This is a genomic window from Corynebacterium casei LMG S-19264, from assembly GCF_000550785.1.
GTDB lineage: Bacteria > Actinomycetota > Actinomycetes > Mycobacteriales > Mycobacteriaceae > Corynebacterium > Corynebacterium casei.
The window spans coordinates 640,095-662,430 of the sequence record NZ_CP004350.1 but is presented as its reverse complement, the minus strand read 5'-3'; the positions used below and the strand labels follow the sequence as shown (position 1 = coordinate 662,430).

The following is a 22,336-nucleotide window of genomic DNA, read 5'->3' as shown; positions in this document are numbered from 1 at the left end:
TTCCTCCCCAGCTTCGTCAATCGCTTAATTCTGTTGCAGGTCTTCAGCTTCGGTAATCGTGGGCTGACTCGTTGACGCTAAAGACGGGAGCTTACGCGCGCGCAGGCGATCCAGTAGTTCCACGCAACCAGAAAACTCGAGGTCTTCGCCCGCGAGGCTAGCTGGACCCGCAACCATTTCGAATTTTACGGTTCCCAAGCGCAACATCTGACGGATGGGGCCAGCTTTAAAAGTCAGCTCCTGAATGTGAGAAGTACTCACCGCGCTGACGCGGCGATTAATCCGCCCAGCGTGAGCAATAGCAATGGAATCATCCTCCAGTAGCGTGACGGCTTGCCTTTGGTGGTCCAACGGTGAAGACCACAACGCACGCTTCGGCGATGTAAAATCTGGCTCCGCATAGCCCTCGGGTTGCGCATAGGTTGCAATTTGTTCTGCGGTTAAATCACTCACGCGCTCAAATAGTTGTAGCGCAAGCTCTCTGTTGCCAACGGGAAGAATTCGCGTGGAACCAGATTGCGCGCCGCCGCTGGTTTGCCCATACCCCGCTACGGAGACATTGACTTCATACCAGCCGAAGAAGCGCCACAGCAGCGGCTGCGTCACCCGCACGCCGTGAATACGTTCAATTCGGATCGACTGCCGGCGGCGATCTGCTAAACCGTAGGCAATATTGAGTGTGTTTTCTTCCTCATTGACTTGGGCATTGAAGCGCCAGGAAGAATCCAAGATCCCCCACACCGCCGGAACAATACCCACCAGAATCGGGACAACGGTACTCAACGGCACCGGAGTAACAATAGTGATGCCGATGAAGACCACCGTGAAAATTGTGGTCGCGCGCAATGCTGCAGCTGCCAAGGAACGGCGAATAGGGATCTCAGGCACGATGTCTGGATTTACACGACCGAGTTCATTATCAACTACCGCGTCGGGTGACTGCGCAGGCCCCTCTAGTCCAGGCTGATTCTCACTTCGGCCATCAGCCACACCATGGACATGGGCGAGTACTTCCAAACGTAAATCTTCTGCCTCTGTCTTCTTCAGGTAAGCGATTTCAATAACCGAAGAAGTGCCACCAGCGGTTTCCACGCGCACCGCCGCTAAACCAAAGATGCGTGCGATCAAGCTTTCTACGACATCCACAGCCTGCGTGCGGTCATAACGGGCAGAGCGCAATGACTTCGAGAGCACTCCTCGACGCAGAGATATTTCTTCTTCTCCAAGTTTAAAACCTAGCCGTCGCCACCAGATGCCAGAGACAAACCACAAAATCAAACACAGCAGAATAAACCCGCCTACTGCAATCACGGTTCCCCGTATTGCTTCGCCCAAGTGCCCATCCTTAAAGAAGGCGTAGATATCGCCCAATAATTCCAGGTTCACCTGCAAAAGAAAGACGGTGATGACAGCTAAAATTACTGACCAAAAGCGCAGCAAAGGCGTCAGCCGGTGAACCCGGCGGTAGCCTGCATCGATAGCCGGAGCTTCGTCACTCATAGCCCACTCATCCTTTCGCGTGCCTTATCAGCCAAGCGCCCACGCAAAGCATCAGCGGTATCTGCTTCCAAGCCTTTGACGGTAGCGTCGGTTCCCGCAGATGCGGTGTGTAGCTTGACGGTTTTCAATCCGTACATGCGCGCAATCGGACCCGAGGAGACATCCACGAATTGAATACGGCCATAAGGCACGACGGTAAATCGGTGCCACAAACGCCCCTTGGTTATGAGTAGCTCGTCCTCGGTTTCTTGCCAGCCCATGAGCCTGATTTGAGAAGGAATAAGCCACAACACCCACAAAATCAGCGCCACAAGTACCCCAGCCCCGATATAAAAAGACCAGTGCAGAAAATACCCCGCGATACCGGCAGCAATGGCGAGAACCCCCAGCCAGGATAAATTGACGATATAACGAGCTTTAATCAGATTCCTGGATACCGGATTCATGCCATCGGGTACGACATCGCGTGAGTTCATAAAGATCCACCCTAATGGAAATCCCTACTACCCCCGCGACAGAAAAGTGCTCATCGTGGGGACGATCCGAAAGGCCTTGATTTCTTCTATCCTGGTCAAGCTCAGTCGGAAACAGCAAACAGTCATCCATGCCCAGAAACAATAGGTTTGAGCGCGCAGCGGACACTATAGACCCGCAGTTCGACTCTCCCGTCAAACGAAATCCATGTGAGTACTTGAAACACTACTCTCGCCGTAACGAAGTAACCACTGCACCCCAGCGTCGAAAGTAGAATCTTTTCGACGCCTTTTGGTGACTTTCCAACGAAAGGGAGAAAATTCAGTAACTACCAGGCAAGGTTGACCTACATCGGGGCTAATCTTTCTAAAGTTCAGCTGTGAGCCGGAACTTAGGGATAAATCTCAACGACTACCTTTAAGAAGTCCTCATTGGTTCTTCCTTTTGTATCGTCAAATGCAATCGATTTTCTGAGTTAATAAGTCTGTTCCTGTCAATCTTCGATGGAGAAGGAAGCGTACTGAACGTGGACGTCGTCGACATCGCACGGTGGCAATTCGGAATTACCACCGTCTATCACTTCATTTTTGTCCCACTGACCATTGGCTTAGCGCCGCTGGTCGCAATCATGCAAACGTTTTGGCAAGTCACCGGAAAAGACCACTGGTACCGAGCCACGAGATTTTTTGGCACGGTACTGCTCATCAACTTCGCGGTTGGTGTAGCTACTGGCATTGTGCAGGAGTTCCAGTTCGGTATGAACTGGTCAGAGTATTCACGTTTCGTCGGCGATGTTTTCGGCGGACCGCTGGCGCTGGAAGGGCTCATCGCGTTCTTCCTCGAGTCTGTGTTCCTAGGCCTATGGATTTTCGGATGGGGCAAGATTCCTGGGTGGCTGCACACTGCATCCATTTGGATCGTTGCTGTTGCAACGAATATCTCTGCCTATTTTATCATCGTGGCCAACTCATTTATGCAACACCCGGTGGGCGCTGAATATAACCCTGCAACTGGTCGTGTGGAGCTTACAGATTTTTGGGCTCTTCTCACTAATTCCACCGCGTTGGCTGCGTTCCCGCATGCTGTTGCCGGTGGTTTTTTAACAGCTGGAACTTTCGTCCTCGGAATTTCGGGTTGGTGGATTATTCGTGCGCACCGCCAGGCGAAGAAGGCTGAGGAGGAAATCGAGTCGAAGCATTCAATGCACAGGCCGGCGTTGTGGGTTGGTTGGTGGACCACGGTTGTCTCTTCCGTGGCACTGTTCATCACTGGCGATACACAGGCGAAGCTCATGTTCGTGCAGCAGCCGATGAAGATGGCGTCGGCGGAATCCTTGTGTGAAACCGCCACAGATCCAAACTTCTCCATTCTGACAATTGGTACGCACAACAACTGCGATACGGTAACCCACCTGATCGATGTTCCGTTTGTGCTTCCATTCTTGGCTGAAGGAAAGTTCACCGGGGTGACTTTGCAGGGTGTAAATCAGCTCCAAGCTGCTGCGGAGCAGGCTTATGGTCCTGGCAACTACTCCCCTAACTTGTTTGTCACCTACTGGTCATTCCGCGCAATGATCGGCCTAATGCTTGGTTCTTTGGCTATCGCTGCGATTGCGTGGCTGTTGCTGCGTAAGAAGCGCACACCAACTGGAAAGATTGCTCGTCTGTTCCAGATCGGCAGCCTCATTGCCATTCCATTCCCATTCTTGGCTAACTCTGCTGGTTGGATCTTCACCGAGATGGGCCGCCAGCCATGGGTGGTGCACCCGAATCCTGAATCTGCCGGCGATTCCCGAACAGAGATGATCCGGATGACTGTTGATATGGGTGTTTCTGATCATGCGCCGTGGCAAGTCTGGCTGACTCTCATTGGCTTCACGATTCTCTATCTCATTTTGTTCGTGGTGTGGGTGTGGCTGATTCGCCGCGCAGTTCTGATCGGGCCACCAGAGGAAGGCGCTCCATCCGTGGAGGCAAAGACTGGACCAGCAACTCCAATTGGTTCAGATACGCCCATGACACCGCTGCAATTTACCGCTGCCGCCCCAACCACACGTGAAAAGGAATAACCATGGATCTTAATACCTTTTGGTTTATTCTCATCGCATTTTTGTTTGGGGGGTACTTTCTCCTCGAAGGATTCGACTTCGGCGTCGGAATTTTGGCACCCATCATCGGCAAAGATCCCGCCGCTAAAAACACGATCATCCGCACCATCGGCCCTGTCTGGGACGGAAATGAAGTATGGCTGATTGTGGCCGGTGGCGCATTGTTTGCTGCATTCCCAGAGTGGTACGCAACCATGTTCTCAGGAATGTACCTGCCACTGTTTCTTGTACTCATATCCTTGATCATTCGCGTAGTCGGCCTAGAATGGCGCAAAAAGGTAGATGATCCCCGTTGGCAGAGATGGTCCGACCACGCCATCTCTATTGGTTCTTGGACTCCTCCGCTGATGTGGGGATTCATCTTCGCCAATATCCTCCGGGGCATGCCTATCAAGGAAGATCACACTATTGACGCTGCGTCTGCGCTATCGGGTATGTTCAATGCCTTCGCTATCCTAGGCGCGCTCGCCTTCACCGCACTGTTCGCGCTTCATGGTCTCGCGTTCATCCGACTGAAAACTGCTGGTCGGGTGCGCACCGATGCAGCGAAAGCAGCCCCCGTAGTAGCACTCCTTGCAGCAGTAACCGGCGGACCTTTCGTGTTGTGGGCTGCCATAGCCTACGGCCGTACCTGGTCCTGGATTCTGGCGGCGTTGATTATCGCAGCAGTTCTCGGTGGAGCTTTCGCGCTGATCAAAGACCGCGATGGCTTGAGCTTCCTGTCCACCTCGATCGCAGTTATTGGTGTGGTTGCGCTGCTGTTTAGTTCACTTTTTCCCAACGTCATGCCAACATCCCTGGCCAACGGCGTCAGCCTCGATATTTGGAACGCTTCTGCAAGCCACTACGCCCTGACCATTCTGACCTGGACCGCTGCTGTGCTCGCACCACTAGTTATCCTCTACCAAGGCTGGACCTACTGGGTGTTTCGCAAACGGCTTCACGCCGAGCCAGTGTCTGCTTAAAATTGGAAGCAGAATTGAGCACTACCAAATCCGACACTCCTGCTAAACGTCGCACCGGTCCCGTCGATCCGCGGCTTTTGCGCCTGTCTCCCGCTTCTCGCCATTGGGTAATGATCGCGGGTGTTCTCACCGCGTTAAAAACCCTCGCGACAGTGGCGATGGGACTGCTCATCGGCCAAATGGCAGCGGGCATCATTGAAGTTCCGGGAAGTTCATTGCCGCGCGCCAAACTCATCGCGCTGGTTATCACGGTTTGTGCCCGCGGAATTCTCGCATGGGCACAGGACCGGTTCGCACAGCGTGCGTCAAGCCAAGTGACCATCGAACTTCGAAGGAAAGCACTGCAACACTTGGCACAAAGCGATCCCCGCACCATCGATCAGGCATTATGGCGAACTCGCTTAACCTCTGGCCTTGATGGTTTGGGGCCATACCTCACCGGCTTTTTGCCAGCCCTAGCCGCCACCGTCATCGCCACCCCAGTGATGCTCACGGTAGTGGGGTGGCTGGATGTGGGGTCCATGATCATTGCGATCATCACCCTTCCATTGATTCCAATATTCATGTGGCTGGTAGGAACGCTCACCGCAGGACGCACAAAACAACGCCTGAGCGACCTTGCTGTTTTGGGAGATCAGCTGCTTGACCTTATCGCTGGCCTACCCACTTTGCGCGCGTTTCGACGCCACCAAGACATGGCCGCGCAGGTCACGCGACTATCTTCTCAACATGCGACCTCCACGTTGAGTGTACTGAAAATCGCGTTTCTCTCGAGCTTCGTGTTGGAATTTTTGGCCACACTATCGGTCGCGTTGGTGGCGGTTGGCATTGGCTTTCGCCTGCTCGCGAGTGATCTCACCCTCGTCATCGGCCTGACCGTGCTGATCATCATCCCGGAGGTCTATGCACCAATTCGCGAAGTCGGCACCCGCTTCCACGACGCCCAAGACGGCCTCGTTGCCACAGATGAGATCTTTAAATTACTCAGCACTTCTGCGCTTCTCGACGCGCCTACCCACGCACCCCGCAGCGTTGTAGGCGGGCTGGAGGTAAGCGTCGAAAAGCTCCGTGCCGATGGACGCGATGGGCCGCGGCCTGCTAATTTGTCGTTCACAGCCCAGCCTGGGCAGTTGACGGTGCTGTGGGGACCAAACGGTAGTGGTAAATCCACGGCACTGTTGGCAGTACTGGGTTTGGCAACAGAAGACGTCTCGGGAGAAATTTCCGTCAAAGATGCTTCTGGTCAGGAATTTCTAAAAAGCGCATTGTGGGAGCACTGCGCATATTTACCGCAGCGGCCGGTCTTTGATCCTGAAAGCGTCAGTGATTATGCGGAGCTGTCGCTTGGGCAGCGCCAACGACTTGCGCTGAAACGTGAGCTCGGGGCGAAGCTAGTTCTGTTGGATGAGCCGACCGCACACCTGGATCCAGACAATGCTGCGGTCATGATCCAGCAATTGCAGGAGGAAGCCCGCCGAGGCACCACAGTCCTGGCAGTATCGCATGATCCGTTGCTACGCGCGGCTGCCGATGAAGTGGTGGAGGTCAAATGAACACCTTAGTTAAACTTCGTTTCCGCGAGCTAATTCCCGCCGTTGTTGCAGGTAGCGTGACGATGATCGCCTCCATCACCCTGACGGTGGTGTCGGCCTGGCTGATCACCAAAGCTTGGGAAATGCCACCAGTGATGGATCTGACCGTGGCGGTCACCGCTGTGCGCGCCCTGGGCATTAGCCGTGCAGTATTCCGTTATATAGAGAGAATCGTTTCACATGACTTGGCGTTGAAGGCAGCCAGCCGAGCCCGTTCGAGTGCATATCAACGCCTGGCTTCGTCGCCAAACTCTGCGTTGACGATGCGCCGCGGCGAACTGCTTAGCCGCCTCGGTGCGGATATCGATTCGGTTGCCGATGTCATCGTCCGCGCCATCATCCCCGCCGGAGTTGCCCTGCTCACCGGAGTTTTCGCCATCATCTTCACCGCGATTCTCAGCCCCGCAACAGCACTTGTCCTGGCGATTGGATTGATTGCTGCTGCAATTATCCCTCCCCTGCTTGCTGCTCGCGGAGTTAAAACAGCCGAAGCCCGGCGCGCTGAATCCAGCGAAGCCTACTTGAGTTCCTTGGATCAGGTGCTGTCCAACCAGGCGGCGCTTCGTGTTCGTGGTGATATGCCTTTGGCTCTGTCCAAGGCGGATGTGGCTGCGCGTTCCTATTCTTCTTCACTGGAGGCAGGCGCGAAAGACACTGCCATTGGCGCAGCGAGTTCCCTGTGGATTCACGGTTTCACTGTCATTGGTGTGCTCATGGTTTCCGCGTCACTGTATACAGATGGAAGCCATTCACCGCAGTGGTTTGGTGTGTTGGTGCTGCTTTCACTCGCAGCTTTCGAGACTGTCTCTGTTCTCCCCGATGCTGCGATTGCTCGTACCCGCGCCGCAGATGCCACCAGGAGGCTTGCGGAAATCTCGGCGCTGCCAGAATCTGTGTCTCTTGAGCTTCGCACGGCCTCTGACCAGCCCGTATTACGCGCCGAGAATCTAGTTTATGGATGGGACAGCGACCTAGGCACGAGCAACCTGGATCTCACCTTTGGTTCACGACATGAAATCATCGCACCCTCTGGAACTGGCAAAACTACCTTGTTGCTCACACTTGCTGGACTGTTGACGCCTCGTAGTGGCCGGGTGCTTATCGACGATTCCGATCCTTCTGCGTTGAAAAACGCCGTGCTGTTCAGTCCAGAAGATGCCCACATTTTTGCCACCACCGTCCGGGATAACCTAGCGCTCGGAGCACCAGAAGCAACCGATGAAGAGATGGCCTCGATCCTGGAGCACGTTGGTTTGTCAGAATGGCTCGAAGGATTACCCGATGGTCTTGGTACCGTACTTGATTTAGGTGCCGGTAGTCTCTCTGGAGGTCAACGCCGCCGGCTTCTTCTTGCCCGCGTGTTATTGAGCGACGCACCAATTTTGCTTCTGGATGAACCCACCGAGCACCTTGATACCGAGGGCTCTTCTGAAATTCTGTCTATGCTGGTTTCCGACCATCTCCCAGGTAAGAGAGCTCAGCGAACTGTAGTGCTCGTGAGGCACGTAAGGTAATTTTCCCCGCTAGCTTCTTAAAAAGGGCGCGTCCGCTAGCGTGGGGTGTTCTGCTCGTTGTGTTATGTCCAGGGAGTTAACGCGGAAGTAAGCACCTTGGTAGCTCCACGGATTGAATTCGCCTCACTCGCTCACCGAACCCGAATCCGGCCGTTCCGCCAATATCGTGCTTGCCCACAACGCATAGTCTAAAGTTGCACAGCGTTTGTTCTGAGATTTGTATTCTTCAACCAAATCCCGAACTTCATCGGATTATCAATCAGCCATGGACGTTTAAACGAATGTTAAACTTATATACTGTGACTGTGGAGTCAGGGGTTTCATCCCACCTAAGCTGAGACATAAGTGATGGAAACCAGCTCGATAACTGTGGGTTCAATTGTTTAGTCCCTAGGGTGGCTAATCCTTCGCACACCTAATGGAAATCCCTACTACCCCGCGAAAGGAAACTGCCTATATCAAGCGCCTCTAGCTTGTCGGCGGTAACTGTCACCGCCCCATTCGCATTGGAAACAATCCCGCGAATCACCAATGCCTTCGCGGTGCGAGCAACCACTTTATTGCGCTTCCACAGCCCCGGGGTCACCATTACATTAATCAGCCCGGTTTCATCTTCGAGGCCGAAAAAGGTCACACCGCTCGCGGTCTGCGGGCGCTGCCGGTGCGTGACGATGCCCGCCACGCGAATCCGCGAGCCGTCCTCAGCAGTCTTGAGCTCCGCCGCGGTTAGCACACCCGGCGGGCGAATCAGCTGCATCGGTTGCAGATTATGCGTAACACCCGTCGAGGAAATATCGGTGGCAACCAGCTCCATCAGACTCATCCCGGGCAGAGCAGGAGCCTCAGTAATCGTTAGCCCCGGCAGCATGCCCTCACGTTCCGTTGCCGCCACACGCGCATTCCATAACGCTTGCCGGCGACTTAGCCCAAAGCAATCCAACGCGCCCGCTTTTGCCAGTGCCTCCAAATTCGCCGTGTTCAAATCAGCCCGGCGCGCTAAATCCGCCATGTCCTTATACGGCGCATTCTCTTCAATACGGTCAGTGACTTTGCTCAGTCCTTGCACAAGGTTGAGTCCCACACGAATGGCAAAAGCACCATCTGAGTGCGCTTCGAGGCGGGCCTCGGTGCCAGAGGCGTTGACATCGACAGGCAAAATGCGCACCCCATGCCGACGGGCATCCTGGATAAGCGACTGCGGCGAGTAAAACCCCATGGGCTGCGCGCGCAGCAAACCGACGCAGAACTCCGCCGGGTAATAGTGCTTAAACCACGCCGAGAAATACACCAACGATGCAAAAGACTGCGCATGCGATTCCGGGAAACCATAGGCGGCAAAGGCCACAATCTTATTCCACAAGGTCAAGGCAACCTCGCCCTCAATCTTGTTGGTCTCCCACAGGCCAGTAAAGAAACGCTGGCGCAGCGCCTCCATGCGCTCCGGGGAGCGTTTAGAACCCATCGCGCGGCGTAGCTCGTCGGCTTCTGCTCCGGTGAACCCGGCGGCATCGACAGCAATCTGCATCAGTTGTTCCTGAAACAGCGGAATACCTAAGGTCTTACCCAAGGACTTCTCCAACACCGGATGGTCATAGACCACCTCTTCTTCCCCATTGCGCCGGCGCAGATACGGGTGCACCGAACCACCCTGGATGGGGCCGGGGCGAATCAAGGCGACTTCCACCACCAGGTCGAAAAAGCGCCGGGGCTTCAACCGCGGCAGGGTGGAAAGCTGCGCGCGGGATTCCACCTGAAATACACCCACCGCATCCGCACGCGACAACATCGCGTAGACCTCCGGATCCGCCAGGTCTAGCTCCCACAAATTGATGGTTGTACCGCGGGTTTCTTTCACCAAATCCACCATGTGGTGAATGGCTTCCAACATGCCCAAACCCAGCAGGTCAAACTTCACCAACCCGGCCGCAGCGCAATCATCTTTATCCCACTGCAACACCGACCGGTCCTCCATGCGCGCCCACTCCATGGGCACCACATCCGCGATCGGGCGATCACACAACACCATGCCGCCGGAATGAATACCCAAATGCCGCGGTTGCCCACGAAACTGCTCCGCCAGGTTCAACACATCCTCCGGGGCATCCGCAATGCCTTTCGACCACGCATCACCGGCACCCTGCGGATAGCCCAATGCACGGGCAGCGTCACGCAACGCACCCTTGCGCCGGTAGGTAATCACATTGGCAACCTGCGCTGCCCTATCGCGACCATAAAACTCATACACATACTGAATGACTTCCTCGCGCCGACCGGACTCAATATCCACGTCAATATCCGGCGGACCATCCCGGTCCGGTGAGAGAAAACGCTCAAACAACAACTGCGCCGAAATCGGCTCCGCATTCGTAATACCCAACACAAAACACACCACGGAATTCGCAGCCGAACCACGGCCCTGACACAAAATACTGCTGCGGGCACAAAAATCCACAATGTCCGTGACAATCAAGAAATATCCCGGAAACCCCAGCTTCTCAATCACCGCCAGCTCATGCACAATCTGCTTCTGAGCTTTCTCCCACGCCTTCGGGTGCGCGCGGTAACGCTGCGGGGCGCGCCGGGCGACCATCTCCCGCAGCCAGCTCATCTCATCAAAACCTTCTGGCACATCGCAGTACGGCAGGTTCGGGGCCAGCGCGTCCCAGGTAAACGCGCACTGGCGCGCAAGCTCAACCGTGTAGGCGATTTCTTCCGCGCGGTCTGGCAACAGCGTGAGCATCTGCTGCCCGGAGCGCAGCCACTGCGCGCCCATCGGATGCTGCGCAGGTTCCGCGATTTCCAATGATTCCCGCCGGGACAAAGCGTGTTTGGCCGCAGCCAGCCGCGCATCAGTGCGGGTCGCCGCCGCAGGCAACGCCGTGGCAATCGCGCACAGACCCCAACGCGCGCGCATGTCATCTAGTACCTCGTGGTGGTCAGTATCTTCCGGGGACAATGTCGCCGCGTATTCCAGCACTACATTCGCTGCGCCGAAATCTGCCACCAGCCCATCAATCTCATGCGCCCATTCGAAACCGGCGATGATCACACATTCTTCGCCCAGGCGTTCGGCAACCTCAGCGCGCGGCGGATAGCGGACTTCATCCTTTTCTTTCGTCACCATGCGGGCATCCGCCACCAGCCGGGACAGCCGCCGATACCCCTCCGGTCCGCGCGCGAGCGCCACCAGGCCCGGCCCGATGGACAGCTGCACGCCATAGACCGTGGGCAACTCTTGCAATGCGGCTGCCTCAGCGAACTTCATCAGCCCATAAAAGCCATCCTTATCCACCACCGCCAAGGCTTCCAACCCCAGTTCAACAGCTCTTTCCACCAACTCTTCTGGCTCAGATGCACCGTTGAGAAAAGAGAAGCAGGAGGTAGCGTGCAGTTCCGCAAAAGCCACCAGGGGCGTAGCCCGCGCGCGCTCCCGCCGGGTCTCATCTACTTTCTCCGGGGCGTCATAGACAGGCACAGGCGTAGGACTTGGCCGGCCGGAGAGAATCCTTTCAATCCGGGACCATGACAGCTGACTTCCGCCATTGAACCTCATGGATAAAATGCTACACTCTATGCGCAAGTTTGTTCTAATTAATCTGGAGGATGGAACATCGGCAAGCAACCGCTAGCAAAAATCCCTGAGAAACAGTGCGGTCTATTAATATTCAAAGCCGGAAAAATTGCCATATAAGCAGGTAACAGGCAGGGAAAACACCTTCACAACACGCGGTGAATAAAACTCTGAATAGACAAAGCGGTACGGCAGTTGTTACTTTCTACCCAGCAATAAACAAATAATTCCCTTCAATCACACACTCCCTTTAGAGAAAGACGTCTATAACATGCAGATTCGTCGCGTACTTGCTGCCACCTCGGCCGCTGTCATCGCTGCAACCGGCCTGGTTGCTTGCTCCTCTGCTTCCGAAGACACCGCTTCCGGTGACGCCGAGTCCGCAGAGCAAGACGGCCCAATCCGCGTTGGCACCACCGACGCAGCTAAGAAGGCTTGGGCAGCATTTGAGGAAGCAGCTGAGGCTGAAGGTATCGACATCGAAATCGAGAACTTCGCTGCCTACTCCACCCCTAACCAGGCACTGGAGCAGGGCCAGCTGGACACCAACAACTTCCAGCACCTGAAGTTCCTGGCTAAGTACAACGTGGGCAATGACTCCGACCTGACCCCAATCGTGGCAACGGAAATCATTCCTTTGGCACTGTTCTGGAAGGACCACGACTCCCTCGACGGCATTGAGGGCGAATCCATCGCTATCCCGAATGACCCATCCAACCAGGGTCGCGCCATCAACGTTCTGGTCCAGGCTGACCTGCTCACCTTGAAGGAAGAGGGTCTGGTGACCCCAACCCCGGCAGACATTGATACTGAGGCTTCCAAGGTTGAGGTCACCCCGGTTGATGCAGCGCAGACCCCATCCGCTTACGGCGAGGGCACCCCAGCTATCATCAACAACTCCTTCCTTGACCGCGCAGGAATCGATCCAAACCTGGCCGTATTCCAGGATGATCCAAACTCGCCAGAGGCTGAGCCTTACATCAACGCTTTCGTTGTTCGCGCTGAAGACGCTGACAATGAAACCATCAAGCAGCTGGCCGAGCTGTGGCACACCCCAGAAGTCCAGGCTGCTGTCGATGAAGATGCCAAGGGCACTTCCGTTCAGGTAGAGCGCACTCAGGAAGAGCTGCAAGAAATCTTGGACCGCCTCGAAGAAGCAGAGCGCAACAGCTAAGCTTTAAACTGAAGAAATCGTTACCCCGCCGGCGAAACACGCTTGGCGGGGTTTCCAACTGAAATGAGTAAAGCCATGAATACTGTTGGAACGCGGGTTGAGTTCCGCAATCTCACCAAGGTTTTCAAACAGAAAAAAGCTGAGATTAAAGCACTCGACAATGTTTCGCTGACCGTTGAGGCAGGCGAAATCATGGGCATTATCGGCTATTCCGGTGCCGGTAAGTCCACGTTGGTGCGCATGATCAACGGCCTCGACCAGCCGACTTCTGGCAGCGTGCTGCTGGATGGCACCGATATTGCGAAGATGCCGGAGTCCAAGCTGCGCGGCATCCGTAAAGATATCGGCATGATCTTCCAGCAGTTCAACCTGTTTACCTCGCGTACGGCGGCGGGCAATATTGAGTACCCGCTGAAGCTGCAGGGTATGGCCAAGGCTGAGCGCAAGAAGCGGGTGGCTGAGTTGTTGGACTTCGTTGGTCTGGCGGACCGCGGCGGCAACTATCCGGAGCAGCTTTCAGGTGGTCAAAAGCAGCGCGTGGGTATTGCCCGTGCGTTGGCGACCAACCCGACGCTATTGCTTGCCGATGAAGCCACCTCCGCCCTTGACCCCTCCACCACCAAGGAGGTACTCGAGCTTCTGCGTGAAGTCAACAAGGAATTCGGCATCACCATCGTGGTGATTACTCACGAGATGGAAGTTGTTCGCTCTATCGCTGACAAGGTTGCGGTGATGGAAAACGGTGTCGTCGTGGAACAGGGCTCTATCTATGAGGTCTTCTCCAATCCGCAGACTTCCGTGGCGCAAAGTTTCGTGGCTACCTCGCTGCGTAATACTCCTGACCAGGTCGAAGCCGATGACTTGCTGGCTTATGATGGCCGCCTGTTCACCATCGAGCTGGCTGAGGATTCAGGTTTCTTCGGCGCTGCTGCCGATGCCCGCAATGCTGGCGTCAACATCTCCATCGTGCACGGTGGCGTCACCACGTTGCAGAAGCATTCCTTTGGCAAGATGACTGTTCGTCTCAACGGCTCTGATGCTGCCATCCAGCAGTTCTACGACACTTTGAACGCCACCACCGATATTCAGGAGATCACCCGATGAACATCAACTATCTGGCAGAAGCAGACTGGGATCGCCTGGGCAGCACGCTAACCACCGCCATCCAAGACACCCTCATCATGGTCATTGTCACCATGCTGGTGGCAGGCGTCTTGGGTCTTGCGATTGGTATTTTGCTCTACACCACGCGCCCTTCGGGCATTTTGAAAAACCGCGTGGTCTACACCGTGCTGAACGTGCTGGTGAACTTTGTTCGACCGATTCCGTTCATCATTTTGCTGGCGTTCGTCCAGCCAGTCACTGTGGCCGTGATGGGCACTTCCATCGGCCGTAACCCGGCGACCTTCGTCATGGCTATCGCCGCGACCTTCGCGGTTGCTCGTATTGTTGAGCAGAACTTGGTCGCCATTGACCCGGGCGTGATTGAAGCAGCTCGCGCGATGGGCGCTGGCCCGTGGAAGATCATCACCACCGTCATCATCCCTGAGGCTCTTGGACCGCTGGTCCTGGGCTACACCTTCTTGTTCATTGGTGTGGTCGATATGTCCGCGATGGCCGGCTATGTCGGCGGCGGCGGCCTCGGTGACTTCGCGATTGTCTACGGCTACCGCGCCTTCGAATGGGAAGTCACCCTGGTGGCAACCCTCATCATCATTGTCCTGGTCCAGGCAGCGCAGTTCTTCGGCAACTGGCTGTCCGCCAAGATCATGCGTCGATAACTCGCTGCACTCGTTATCGACGGCTATTCGTCCTTAACGTTCCCGCTTTAACGTGGCTGCGCGGCTTTTAAGCGCGCAGCCACCCAGACTGAGGAGGTCTTTGGTTTGTCTCCACACGAGGAGATAGCACTAGGGACTTCCTTTTTCTTTAGCTCCACCGCCCACACGCGGCCATCGGTATGCGTGACTTCCACGGGCTGGTTGGATTTGCCCTTCGGGTCTTCATCAATGGCGGTGAGGGTGCCGTAGTGAAGGGTCTCGCGGGCATCGATAAGCTGCTGCGCTACCGCAAGCTCTGCGACCTGTGCCCTGCCGGACAACAAACCATTGCCGCGGTTGCCGGGGAAGAAATACTCGCCCTTGATGGCTGCCTCCACCAGCTGCTTGCCTGCCTCAGCATTCAAACGGCCGAAGGAATACGCCCACGGCATGAGCAAACTAACCGCCGCGAATCGGTGGCCTTTCATGTGCGAGGCCTCCCACACCAAAGACTCGCCAAAGTGCTCATGCAGCTGCGCGGCCAGCGGGCGGCCTTTCACAGCGCAGCACACATCGCGTTTGCCGTGGGTGCATACCAGCAGCAGTGGCTTATCGATGCTCTCTCCGCCATTTCTCCCCGGCCCCGACAAGTCCAGATCGAGAATGTCTTCTGGCCCCGACAACTTCACCAGCTCCATCGTGGCCTGTTCTGCCCACACCAGATAGCAGCGGTGGAACTTGCCCACATCCCGGCCCTCGCGGCCCGGACGCCGAATTAATTGCAGACCAGTGCCCTTGCCAGATTTCTTCAACTTCGACTTCAACTGGGATGTAAGCTCTTTGGAAAAAGTCTTGCCGTCGAGCACATCACGGGACCAACCTGCAGGCCATTCAAACAAAACATAAGCTCTGCCTTGCTTCGCACTGCCTGGAAGCGGCTCAACGTGAATATCAGAACAGACCGTCATGAGCCTTACTTTACCCAGCGGGATTCAGAATGTAGAGAATATGTACGCCCACAAGTTCGCAATCCTTTGCAATTGCTATTATCGTACTTCTCATGAATAAATCCCTCCGTGCCGTGCCGGCGTTGCTGATCACAACTTCGCTGGCTCTTAGTGCCTGCGGCGCGGAGAACCCAGACCAAGTCACCATGGCTGCCTCTACGAAAGCTGGCATCACTCCGCTAGGAGAAGCCAGTCCCGCAATGAAGACGCTGCGCCCCACCAAACCTTCGCAGCTGCTTGTCACCAATGTCCGTTTGGGCATTCATGACAGCTTTGAGCGCGTGGTCTTTGACCTTGAGGGCGAAGGCGACCCGGGCTGGTTTGTGGACTACACCGATAAGCCAATGCAGCAGGGTTCTGGCAACCTGGTCCAGCACAGTGGCCGCATTGCGCTCAACGTCAATATTGATGGCACCGTGTACCCACATGAGCTCAACCATGAAGACCCTGAAATTCAAACTGTCCAGGGCCAAGGCGGGTTCGTTTCTGAGGTTGTCAACGCCGGTACTTATGAGGGCCGCTCCCAGTTCTTCATCGGCATTGATGAAGCACGCCCCTACTCCGTGCAGGTGCTAGAAGACCCCAAGCGCGTGGTCATCGACATCATTCGCTAACTATAGGTCGCTTCCACGCGCCACTGCCCGGCCACCCACTGCAATAACCACGCTCTTTCATAGGATTCGTTGTCGGCCTTGCCCACCAGCTGCAGCCGCGCCACGCGCCGCGGCTTATCGGGGTCTTCCGCATGCGCGGGCTGCCACCACAACGTATCCACAGGCCACGGTCCTGCCCATCCCACAACCATGTAGCGGTGTTTGCCCCACCCCACGGCATAAGGCACCGATGACAGCACTGCCTCGGCGGTGACCTGTACGTCTTTCGCCGTGGCATCGATAAGCCGAATGCGCGCGGCTGGGTGCTGCGGCCCACCGTCCCGGCGCGCTGGCAACGGCGCAGGGATTCTTCCGGGCCATGAACCTTCCTGTGTCTTCGGGATGTCATCGCCGTAGGGGACAAAGTCCACCCGTTCTGCCACCCCGCGGCCGCCAGCCGCCCAGGGCTGCAGGACTTTGTCCGTGCCCAGGGTCGATTGCACACGCGCGATAGCCCTTTTGACGTGCTCATCTGAGCTTCCACTGCCCCACAGCTGGCCGATGAAATCCGGCTGACCAACTTCCAGCGGCTCCAGCGACAGCTCGATGATGCCAGCGCCCTCTGACTCCGCGTCATCCGCAAGATGCCCATCTGCCGTGCCGGAATCCGCCGCCCGCACCGCAGTCAGCCAGCCGTCCAACTGCCAGCGCACACGGTCTGCCGTGGCGTCTTCGCTCAGTGCTTCCCGCGTGCGCCACACCCGCTCCAGTGCCTGTCCACGGTTGAACTCCGCGCGGATTTTCAACCGCAGGCACACCACGCCTGCGGCGGCGAGCTTTTCATGTAACTTCGCCGCCAACTGGCGTGCGGCAAACGCCGCTGAGTCCACGCGCGCAATCGGGTCAGCAGGGATGACCGCCACCGACAGGTCACTGCGCGCTTCCTCCGGCGCGACTCTCCTATCCGCCCGCGTGGTCACGATGTCATGCACGCGCGCACCCGGTGGGCCGAAACGGTTCACAACCTGGCGCAGCGGCAACTTCGCTACATCGCCCAAGCGCCGCAGCCCCAGCTGCTGGAACTGCTGCACCAACTCAGACGGGACTCCCAGCGCGGTTTCAGCCGATAGGACGGACACCGGCTGCACCGCTAAGAAGTCTTTCGATGCACCCCGCGCCACCACATGCCCCGCCTCCTGGTCGCGCGCTGCGATGATCGCCGTGGCAATCTCATCCGCCACGCCCGCGGTGGAGTCCACGCCCCTGCGCGCCACCGAATCAATGAGCATCTCCACCGCACTTTCCCCATGAAAGCGCGACGCGGCACCCGCATCCACGATGACCAGCCCCGGCCGCAGCACCTCCACCGAGGACGCCACGTCATCCAAAGAAGTAGCAATCGCAGTAAAGAGTGCACCATCCCGGTCCTCATTGGCTTCCACCACCGTGGCCTCACTGCAGATAGCTTGAGCCTGCCGCAGCCGCATGCCGCGCTTGACGCCCGCTGCACGCGCTGCCCTATTGCACACCTCCACGTGGTGATTGCGCACCAAAATTATGGGACCTGTCAGCGAGGAGTCTTCAATCTGTGCGGCCTGGATAGGCCAGTCCGGAAACCACAGCGCCGCAATACGAGGTTGCCCGGCACTCATACTGCCCTCAACTTCGGACGCGGATTCTTCGAAGGCTGGCCGCAGGTGATTGTGGTGGACTTCGGCCGCATGCCTTTAGCTTCTGTTCGCACCGCAATATCCACACCCCGGATTCGTCCTGTGCCGCGGCCAATCCCGTGATAGCGCACCACATTCGCATCCATGCTCAACACGGTTCCCGGCAGCCGTGCACCCACGGTCACCAATGCTGCCTGCCCGCCGCGCACCCGGGCCAGAATGGGCCGTGCCCGCGCGGGGCTTAGCTCCACCGGTGGGCCATGGTGAAAGACCACGTCCATTCCCTCCACCAACACACCGGTGATGCTCCAGGGATCAGCGCCCGGGTCAGGCACCGCAACCACCCGCGACAAATCCCCTTGTTCGACAACCTGTGCGAGCAACAACTCTGGCCATCCAACTACCGCAACGTGCCCGCCTGCCGATGTCACATGCGAAATAATCTCCACCGCAAGCGCCGGCGAATTAGACAAAGACATCACTTGCCGGCGCGGTAGACCTCCGCCAGGCAGCACAGAAGCCAGCTCCGAAGGTACATCAACGACGCCTTCATCAGGGGTTACTTCAACTTCCGGCGCTTGTTCCGATCCAAGTGCGGCCATGCGGGAGCGCAGCGCGGCAACACGCTCACTCCGGTTCAGGCCTTCTAAGTCAACGGCGGCAGATCCTTCAATCCCGCCGTGACGAACACTTGTTTGATTCACGGATACAGTATGCAACCCACAACGGACGCATTGCAACTGTATGTTCGAAAACGCTGGTAGGCTAATCGAACACATTTCGACACTACCGAAAGCGGCTTAAAACCTCACAAGCCTAGCCTATGGCTGCCCATCGCTTTCGCAATAAGAGCAGATCACAGGCCTATTTAAAAGCAAAACATGCTCTCAGCTTGGGATTAATCCAAGTCCCTATCCGCCGCCCAACGCGTGAGCTGATACCAGTTCGACTGCTACGTCTTGCGCAAGATGTTCGATACATGCGTTTCCACCGCTCAACTCTCGGAACAGGTCGTCGATGACACGATCGGTATGTTTACTTCCTTCCCGCATCAACGGAAGCTTAAGCGTCCACAAACAGAGATCGGGCTCTATACCCAAAATGCCCAAAGGATACCCCCCGCATCATTCGCCGCCCAGCAGTAACAATCCGCTAGTTCCAATCCGCCACCCGCGCAAGAAAAGAACTGGTAGATAATATTTTAGACTTATGCGCCAAACCGCCAGAGAGTCCCCAGCCCACCTCAGCCCAAGCCGCATAGTACCCCCGATGAGACGAGAACGTAATTCTTAGAAACAGGCTGCAGTTACGTTTAAAACGTCCAAATCGTACATACACTTCAAGGATGAAATCGTGTCGACAAAATTCAAACTCACAAGGAAATTACTCACCCCCCTGGCATCCACTGCACTTGCACTGAGTCTACTAACCCATGTCCCCACTGCAAGCGCAACAGAAATCGACGATCTCAAGCTAGAAGAGATAATCGACAGCAATACCGATTCTGCTACGAACATCATCGAAGAAGAATGGATCAGTCATGACGGGACTATCGAATTCGACTCGATTTCCAATTCAACAGGTCCTGAACTGAGAAATGCTCAGGCCCCCCTACAAAACGAGGAAATCACTACAAAGGTAATTGAACGTGAGGACGGCTACCAACTAGTCACGGTGAGTGAAGGCGCCGAAGCGCTCGACCTCTCTTTTGAATTCGCTGATTCTTTCTTAGAAGAGCTGCCCAGTGGCCACATCTTGGTCCGCCCCTCAGAAGGAGAAGAGCCTACTGCGTATATCGATCCTGCATGGGCACAAGACGCCGACGGCAATCATATCGATACGCGTTTTTCTATTGAAGGCGATACCCTAGTCCAACATATCGCTCCAAGTCCAGTTGGGACACATGTCGTTTCAGATCCCTATATCCGAGATGTTCGTAAGAACGGTCGCAAAATCGGTCAAGAACTTGTATTCACTCGAGACGAAACAAGTATTATTTCTCTTAGTGGGCTGCCGGCGTGTATCAGACTCGCAGCGAAAGGCGGCCCTGTATCTACAGCAATCGGAACCATCGGCTGTGGAGGTGCGCTGCTAATCGCCAGCCATGCAAACAACACCGGACGATGCCTCACACTTCGGGCAATAGGTTCCCCTTATGCGCCGAATTTGATTTTCCCTTACGCAACTAGCTGCTGACGCTATACAGAAGCTAACTGCGTTAGTACAACTTCACATTAAAGAGCGGAGCAAACCTGTGACCACCACGCTACTGGCAGTGATAGTGGGATATGCGACAGTATCCTTTGTACTGCTTCGGACAAACCCGAAAGTCGGAAGAATAGCTACATATTCCCTATATGTATCGCTTATTCTCACTACAGCAATAGTCATTAATGAGCTAACCCTCCAAGCTGATTCAGTCCTCATCATTGTTCAGCCCATGATCATCGCACTGCTACTCATAACCGCAGTAGCCATTTTGAGACAACCAGGAGTTCAAGAGAAACCCTCACCCGGCATTCAAGAAGACAGAAGTTAAGCATTCCGCCGGAAGTAGTAACACTGGATTAATCCAAGTCCCTATCCGCCGCCCAGCGCGTGAGCTGATAACGGTTCGACTGCTGCGTCTTGCGCAAGATGTTCGATGCATGCGTTTCCACCGTCTTGATTGAAATAAACAGCTCTTGGCCGATTTCACGGTAGGTATAGCCACGCGCCAAAAGCCGCAGCACTTCCAATTCACGGCGCGTTAACGCGTCCACGACGGGGTCTGAAATTGGTTCCGGTTCAGAGTCCGGCCCACCCACTGGGTCTGGTGCTGGCTCACCTGAAGCAAAGGCATCGAGGACAAAACCTGCCAGCCGTGGTGAGAAATAAGCATCGCCGCTATGGACCCGCTCAATAGCCTCAGCGAGTTCCACACCACCAATATTCTTGGTGACGTATCCGCGCGCGCCGGCACGAATCAACGCGATAACGTCCTCCGCCGCATCTGAGACTGACAACGCGAGAAACTTCGGGCCATCATCCCCGGGATGTGCCTTGGTGATGCTACTAAGCACCGCCAGTCCCCCACCATCTGGCATGTGCACGTCCAACAGCACCACGTCTGGGTTAGTTTCTGTGATTCCACTGGTTGCCTCAGCAACCGTGCCGGCATCCCCCACGATAGAAATACCTTCAGCGCTGCTGAGCTCAGCACGGACACCCGCACGGAATACGGAATGGTCATCAACCAGAAAGACGTTCACCATGTTCACAAGGCTACACGGCTACATCCGGTTGAGCCTTGCCAACTACGGTTTCCAGTTCTTTCCAAAATAGATAACCGACAATGCCCCGACAAACAGCGGAACGCACGCCATCACCACAGAGCGCCATTCGAGTACCCCAGCAAAACGAAATACCACTAGAACCACAGTGCAAAAGGCGAGAAACGCAAGGACTGTCTTTTGACTGCGAGACATCAACACTTCACCCTTTGAGAAATAAACTTCATGAGAGTTCAGGCTAGCCCGCCCCCCTTTTTAAGGTCAAGGGATTGGGAAGAACTCGGAACGTTCGTGCACACCGAATGAGGGGCATCCGCTCCAGCGTGAATGTTTAGCTCGCGATGATGAGCATTACTTCGGCGCCTTCGCCGGGAGCGGATTTAATCTTGGCGCTGCCGCGGATACACACAATGCGCTCCACAATGGAGTCACAGATACCATGACGATCTTCTGGAATGGCATCAAAGTCAAAGCCATCGCTGCGGTCGCGGACAAAGATAGACAGCTCACCGGCAGGGTGCTCCGCATAGACGTCCACGGAATCCACACGCGCATGCTTACCAGCATTGACCATGGCTTCGCGCGCAGCCATGACGGTCAGCTTGGTGTCTTCGGTGAGCGCAATATCCTCGCCCACGGTGACGGGACGAATGGTTATGCCAAAAGATCTTCGACTACACCACAGACATAACCGCAAACCTATTATCCCACAGAAGCAATTCATCCTAAATTCCCGGTCCGATTACTGCCACAACGCTGAGCGAATACAGCAAACAAGTTTAACCCCATAAATGGGTATCACCTTCAATAGTCATTTCCCTTCCGGAGAAACTGTGGCATACTCGCTCGAAATCAATTCCAATCGGGAGGAGTGAAAATGAAGGGACATACCCTCAAAAGACCAATATATTGATTGCGGCAATCATATGGATTTTCAGCATTCCAGTTGCTTCGACACACCCCACATCTACAACTCATTCAGTTACGAAAAACGAAGCAGACAGGGAAAACCAAAACTTGACCCCTTATGGGTCATGCGGCGATGTCCTTCAAGCAAATACAACCGGTGGAAGCGCAAGCTGGACACTCTCATGTCATCCAGGACAAGTGCATGTTCAGGGGACGGTCAAAGATACA

General features: G+C 55.6%; 17 protein-coding genes. 9 read left to right on the top strand and 8 right to left on the bottom strand.

The annotated features are described in order from the left end of the window. Positions 1 to 24: 24 nt before the first annotated feature. Both CCASEI_RS03285 and CCASEI_RS03280 read right to left on the bottom strand, forming a co-directional pair. Positions 25 to 1,500, bottom strand: coding sequence for a PH domain-containing protein (locus CCASEI_RS03285; RefSeq protein ID WP_025387121.1), 1,476 nt, complete (start codon positions 1,498 to 1,500; stop codon positions 25 to 27). Beyond that, a complete protein-coding gene (locus CCASEI_RS03280) occupies positions 1,497 to 1,976 on the bottom strand; it encodes a PH domain-containing protein (RefSeq protein ID WP_038574395.1) in 480 nt (159 codons plus the stop codon). The genes CCASEI_RS03285 and CCASEI_RS03280 overlap by 4 nt, the downstream gene beginning before the upstream one ends. Before the next feature lie 524 nt (positions 1,977 to 2,500). On the opposite strand from CCASEI_RS03280, the gene CCASEI_RS03275 reads away from it, so the two are divergent. The 4 genes from CCASEI_RS03275 (at position 2,501) to cydC (ending at position 8,152) form a co-directional block, all read left to right on the top strand. Continuing rightward, positions 2,501 to 4,042, top strand: a complete 1,542-nt coding sequence (locus tag CCASEI_RS03275) for a cytochrome ubiquinol oxidase subunit I (protein ID WP_006821413.1) — start codon at positions 2,501 to 2,503, stop codon at positions 4,040 to 4,042. 2 nt (positions 4,043 to 4,044) lie between these two features. Then, entirely contained in the window at positions 4,045 to 5,046 is a 1,002-nt protein-coding gene (gene cydB / locus CCASEI_RS03270; RefSeq protein WP_006821412.1) for a cytochrome d ubiquinol oxidase subunit II, read from the top strand. Between the two features lie 110 nt (positions 5,047 to 5,156). After that, positions 5,157 to 6,599, top strand: coding sequence for an ABC transporter ATP-binding protein/permease (locus tag CCASEI_RS03265; protein ID WP_025387119.1), 1,443 nt, complete (start codon positions 5,157 to 5,159; stop codon positions 6,597 to 6,599). Next, positions 6,596 to 8,152: a thiol reductant ABC exporter subunit CydC gene (gene cydC / locus CCASEI_RS03260; protein ID WP_025387118.1), complete on the top strand. Its 1,557-nt coding sequence runs from the start codon at positions 6,596 to 6,598 to the stop codon at positions 8,150 to 8,152. Before CCASEI_RS03265 ends, cydC begins: the two co-directional genes overlap by 4 nt. Before the next feature lie 415 nt (positions 8,153 to 8,567). Here cydC and CCASEI_RS03255 read toward each other — a convergent pair whose 3' ends face one another. Continuing rightward, complete coding sequence (locus tag CCASEI_RS03255) at positions 8,568 to 11,705, bottom strand: error-prone DNA polymerase (protein ID WP_025387117.1); 3,138 nt, start codon at positions 11,703 to 11,705, stop codon at positions 8,568 to 8,570. A 289-nt stretch (positions 11,706 to 11,994) separates the two neighbouring features. Here CCASEI_RS03255 and CCASEI_RS03250 point away from each other — a divergent pair, with 289 nt between their 5' ends. From CCASEI_RS03250 to CCASEI_RS03240, 3 genes are all read left to right on the top strand, one after another. Then, positions 11,995 to 12,897 (top strand): MetQ/NlpA family ABC transporter substrate-binding protein, encoded by a 903-nt coding sequence (locus tag CCASEI_RS03250; protein WP_025387116.1) that lies wholly within the window; start codon positions 11,995 to 11,997, stop codon positions 12,895 to 12,897. A gap of 75 nt (positions 12,898 to 12,972) precedes the next feature. After that, the gene (locus CCASEI_RS03245) at positions 12,973 to 14,001 is read left to right on the top strand and encodes a methionine ABC transporter ATP-binding protein (protein ID WP_025387115.1); all 1,029 of its coding nucleotides are present in this window, start codon (positions 12,973 to 12,975) and stop codon (positions 13,999 to 14,001) included. Beyond that, positions 13,998 to 14,678: a methionine ABC transporter permease gene (locus CCASEI_RS03240; protein ID WP_006821405.1), complete on the top strand. Its 681-nt coding sequence runs from the start codon at positions 13,998 to 14,000 to the stop codon at positions 14,676 to 14,678. Before CCASEI_RS03245 ends, CCASEI_RS03240 begins: the two co-directional genes overlap by 4 nt. Before the next feature lie 47 nt (positions 14,679 to 14,725). Here CCASEI_RS03240 and CCASEI_RS03235 read toward each other — a convergent pair whose 3' ends face one another. Next, positions 14,726 to 15,625, bottom strand: coding sequence for a sucrase ferredoxin (locus CCASEI_RS03235; protein WP_025387114.1), 900 nt, complete (start codon positions 15,623 to 15,625; stop codon positions 14,726 to 14,728). A 92-nt stretch (positions 15,626 to 15,717) separates the two neighbouring features. Here CCASEI_RS03235 and CCASEI_RS03230 point away from each other — a divergent pair, with 92 nt between their 5' ends. Then, the gene (locus CCASEI_RS03230) at positions 15,718 to 16,278 is read left to right on the top strand and encodes an AMIN-like domain-containing (lipo)protein (protein WP_025387113.1); all 561 of its coding nucleotides are present in this window, start codon (positions 15,718 to 15,720) and stop codon (positions 16,276 to 16,278) included. On the opposite strand, the gene CCASEI_RS03225 is transcribed toward CCASEI_RS03230, so the two are convergent. Together CCASEI_RS03225 and CCASEI_RS03220 are read right to left on the bottom strand one after the other, a co-directional pair. Further along, the gene (locus CCASEI_RS03225) at positions 16,275 to 17,909 is read right to left on the bottom strand and encodes a Y-family DNA polymerase (protein ID WP_025387112.1); all 1,635 of its coding nucleotides are present in this window, start codon (positions 17,907 to 17,909) and stop codon (positions 16,275 to 16,277) included. The two genes, CCASEI_RS03230 and CCASEI_RS03225, sit on opposite strands and share 4 nt — an antisense overlap. Beyond that, positions 17,906 to 18,631 (bottom strand): hypothetical protein, encoded by a 726-nt coding sequence (locus tag CCASEI_RS03220; RefSeq protein WP_025387111.1) that lies wholly within the window; start codon positions 18,629 to 18,631, stop codon positions 17,906 to 17,908. The genes CCASEI_RS03225 and CCASEI_RS03220 overlap by 4 nt, the downstream gene beginning before the upstream one ends. A 649-nt stretch (positions 18,632 to 19,280) precedes the next feature. Between CCASEI_RS03220 and CCASEI_RS03215 the strand changes: the two genes are divergently transcribed. After that, positions 19,281 to 20,123: a hypothetical protein gene (locus tag CCASEI_RS03215; protein ID WP_006821399.1), complete on the top strand. Its 843-nt coding sequence runs from the start codon at positions 19,281 to 19,283 to the stop codon at positions 20,121 to 20,123. Positions 20,124 to 20,494: 371 nt separating this feature from the next. Here CCASEI_RS03215 and CCASEI_RS03205 read toward each other — a convergent pair whose 3' ends face one another. Then, positions 20,495 to 21,181 carry a response regulator gene (locus CCASEI_RS03205; protein ID WP_006821397.1) on the bottom strand — a complete coding sequence of 229 codons (687 nt, stop codon included), beginning with the start codon at positions 21,179 to 21,181 and terminating at the stop codon, positions 20,495 to 20,497. 349 nt (positions 21,182 to 21,530) lie between these two features. After that, on the bottom strand, positions 21,531 to 21,836 hold the full coding sequence (locus tag CCASEI_RS03200; protein ID WP_025387110.1) for a sensor histidine kinase: 306 nt from the start codon (positions 21,834 to 21,836) through the stop codon (positions 21,531 to 21,533). Positions 21,837 to 22,336: the final 500 nt, after the last annotated feature.

What these genes read in the sequence shown, in the direction of transcription:
- CCASEI_RS03285 (WP_025387121.1), bottom strand. Translation starts at nt 1,500, where the DNA reads ATGAGTGACGAAGCTCCGGCTATCGATGCAGGCTACCGCCGGGTTCAC.
- CCASEI_RS03280 (WP_038574395.1), bottom strand. Translation starts at nt 1,976, where the DNA reads ATGAACTCACGCGATGTCGTACCCGATGGCATGAATCCGGTATCCAGG.
- cydB (WP_006821412.1), top strand. Translation starts at nt 4,045, where the DNA reads ATGGATCTTAATACCTTTTGGTTTATTCTCATCGCATTTTTGTTTGGG.
- CCASEI_RS03265 (WP_025387119.1), top strand. Translation starts at nt 5,157, where the DNA reads ATGATCGCGGGTGTTCTCACCGCGTTAAAAACCCTCGCGACAGTGGCG.
- cydC (WP_025387118.1), top strand. Translation starts at nt 6,596, where the DNA reads ATGAACACCTTAGTTAAACTTCGTTTCCGCGAGCTAATTCCCGCCGTT.
- CCASEI_RS03255 (WP_025387117.1), bottom strand. Translation starts at nt 11,705, where the DNA reads ATGAGGTTCAATGGCGGAAGTCAGCTGTCATGGTCCCGGATTGAAAGG.
- CCASEI_RS03250 (WP_025387116.1), top strand. Translation starts at nt 11,995, where the DNA reads ATGCAGATTCGTCGCGTACTTGCTGCCACCTCGGCCGCTGTCATCGCT.
- CCASEI_RS03245 (WP_025387115.1), top strand. Translation starts at nt 12,973, where the DNA reads ATGAATACTGTTGGAACGCGGGTTGAGTTCCGCAATCTCACCAAGGTT.
- CCASEI_RS03240 (WP_006821405.1), top strand. Translation starts at nt 13,998, where the DNA reads ATGAACATCAACTATCTGGCAGAAGCAGACTGGGATCGCCTGGGCAGC.
- CCASEI_RS03235 (WP_025387114.1), bottom strand. Translation starts at nt 15,625, where the DNA reads ATGACGGTCTGTTCTGATATTCACGTTGAGCCGCTTCCAGGCAGTGCG.
- CCASEI_RS03230 (WP_025387113.1), top strand. Translation starts at nt 15,718, where the DNA reads ATGAATAAATCCCTCCGTGCCGTGCCGGCGTTGCTGATCACAACTTCG.
- CCASEI_RS03225 (WP_025387112.1), bottom strand. Translation starts at nt 17,909, where the DNA reads ATGAGTGCCGGGCAACCTCGTATTGCGGCGCTGTGGTTTCCGGACTGG.
- CCASEI_RS03205 (WP_006821397.1), bottom strand. Translation starts at nt 21,181, where the DNA reads ATGGTGAACGTCTTTCTGGTTGATGACCATTCCGTATTCCGTGCGGGT.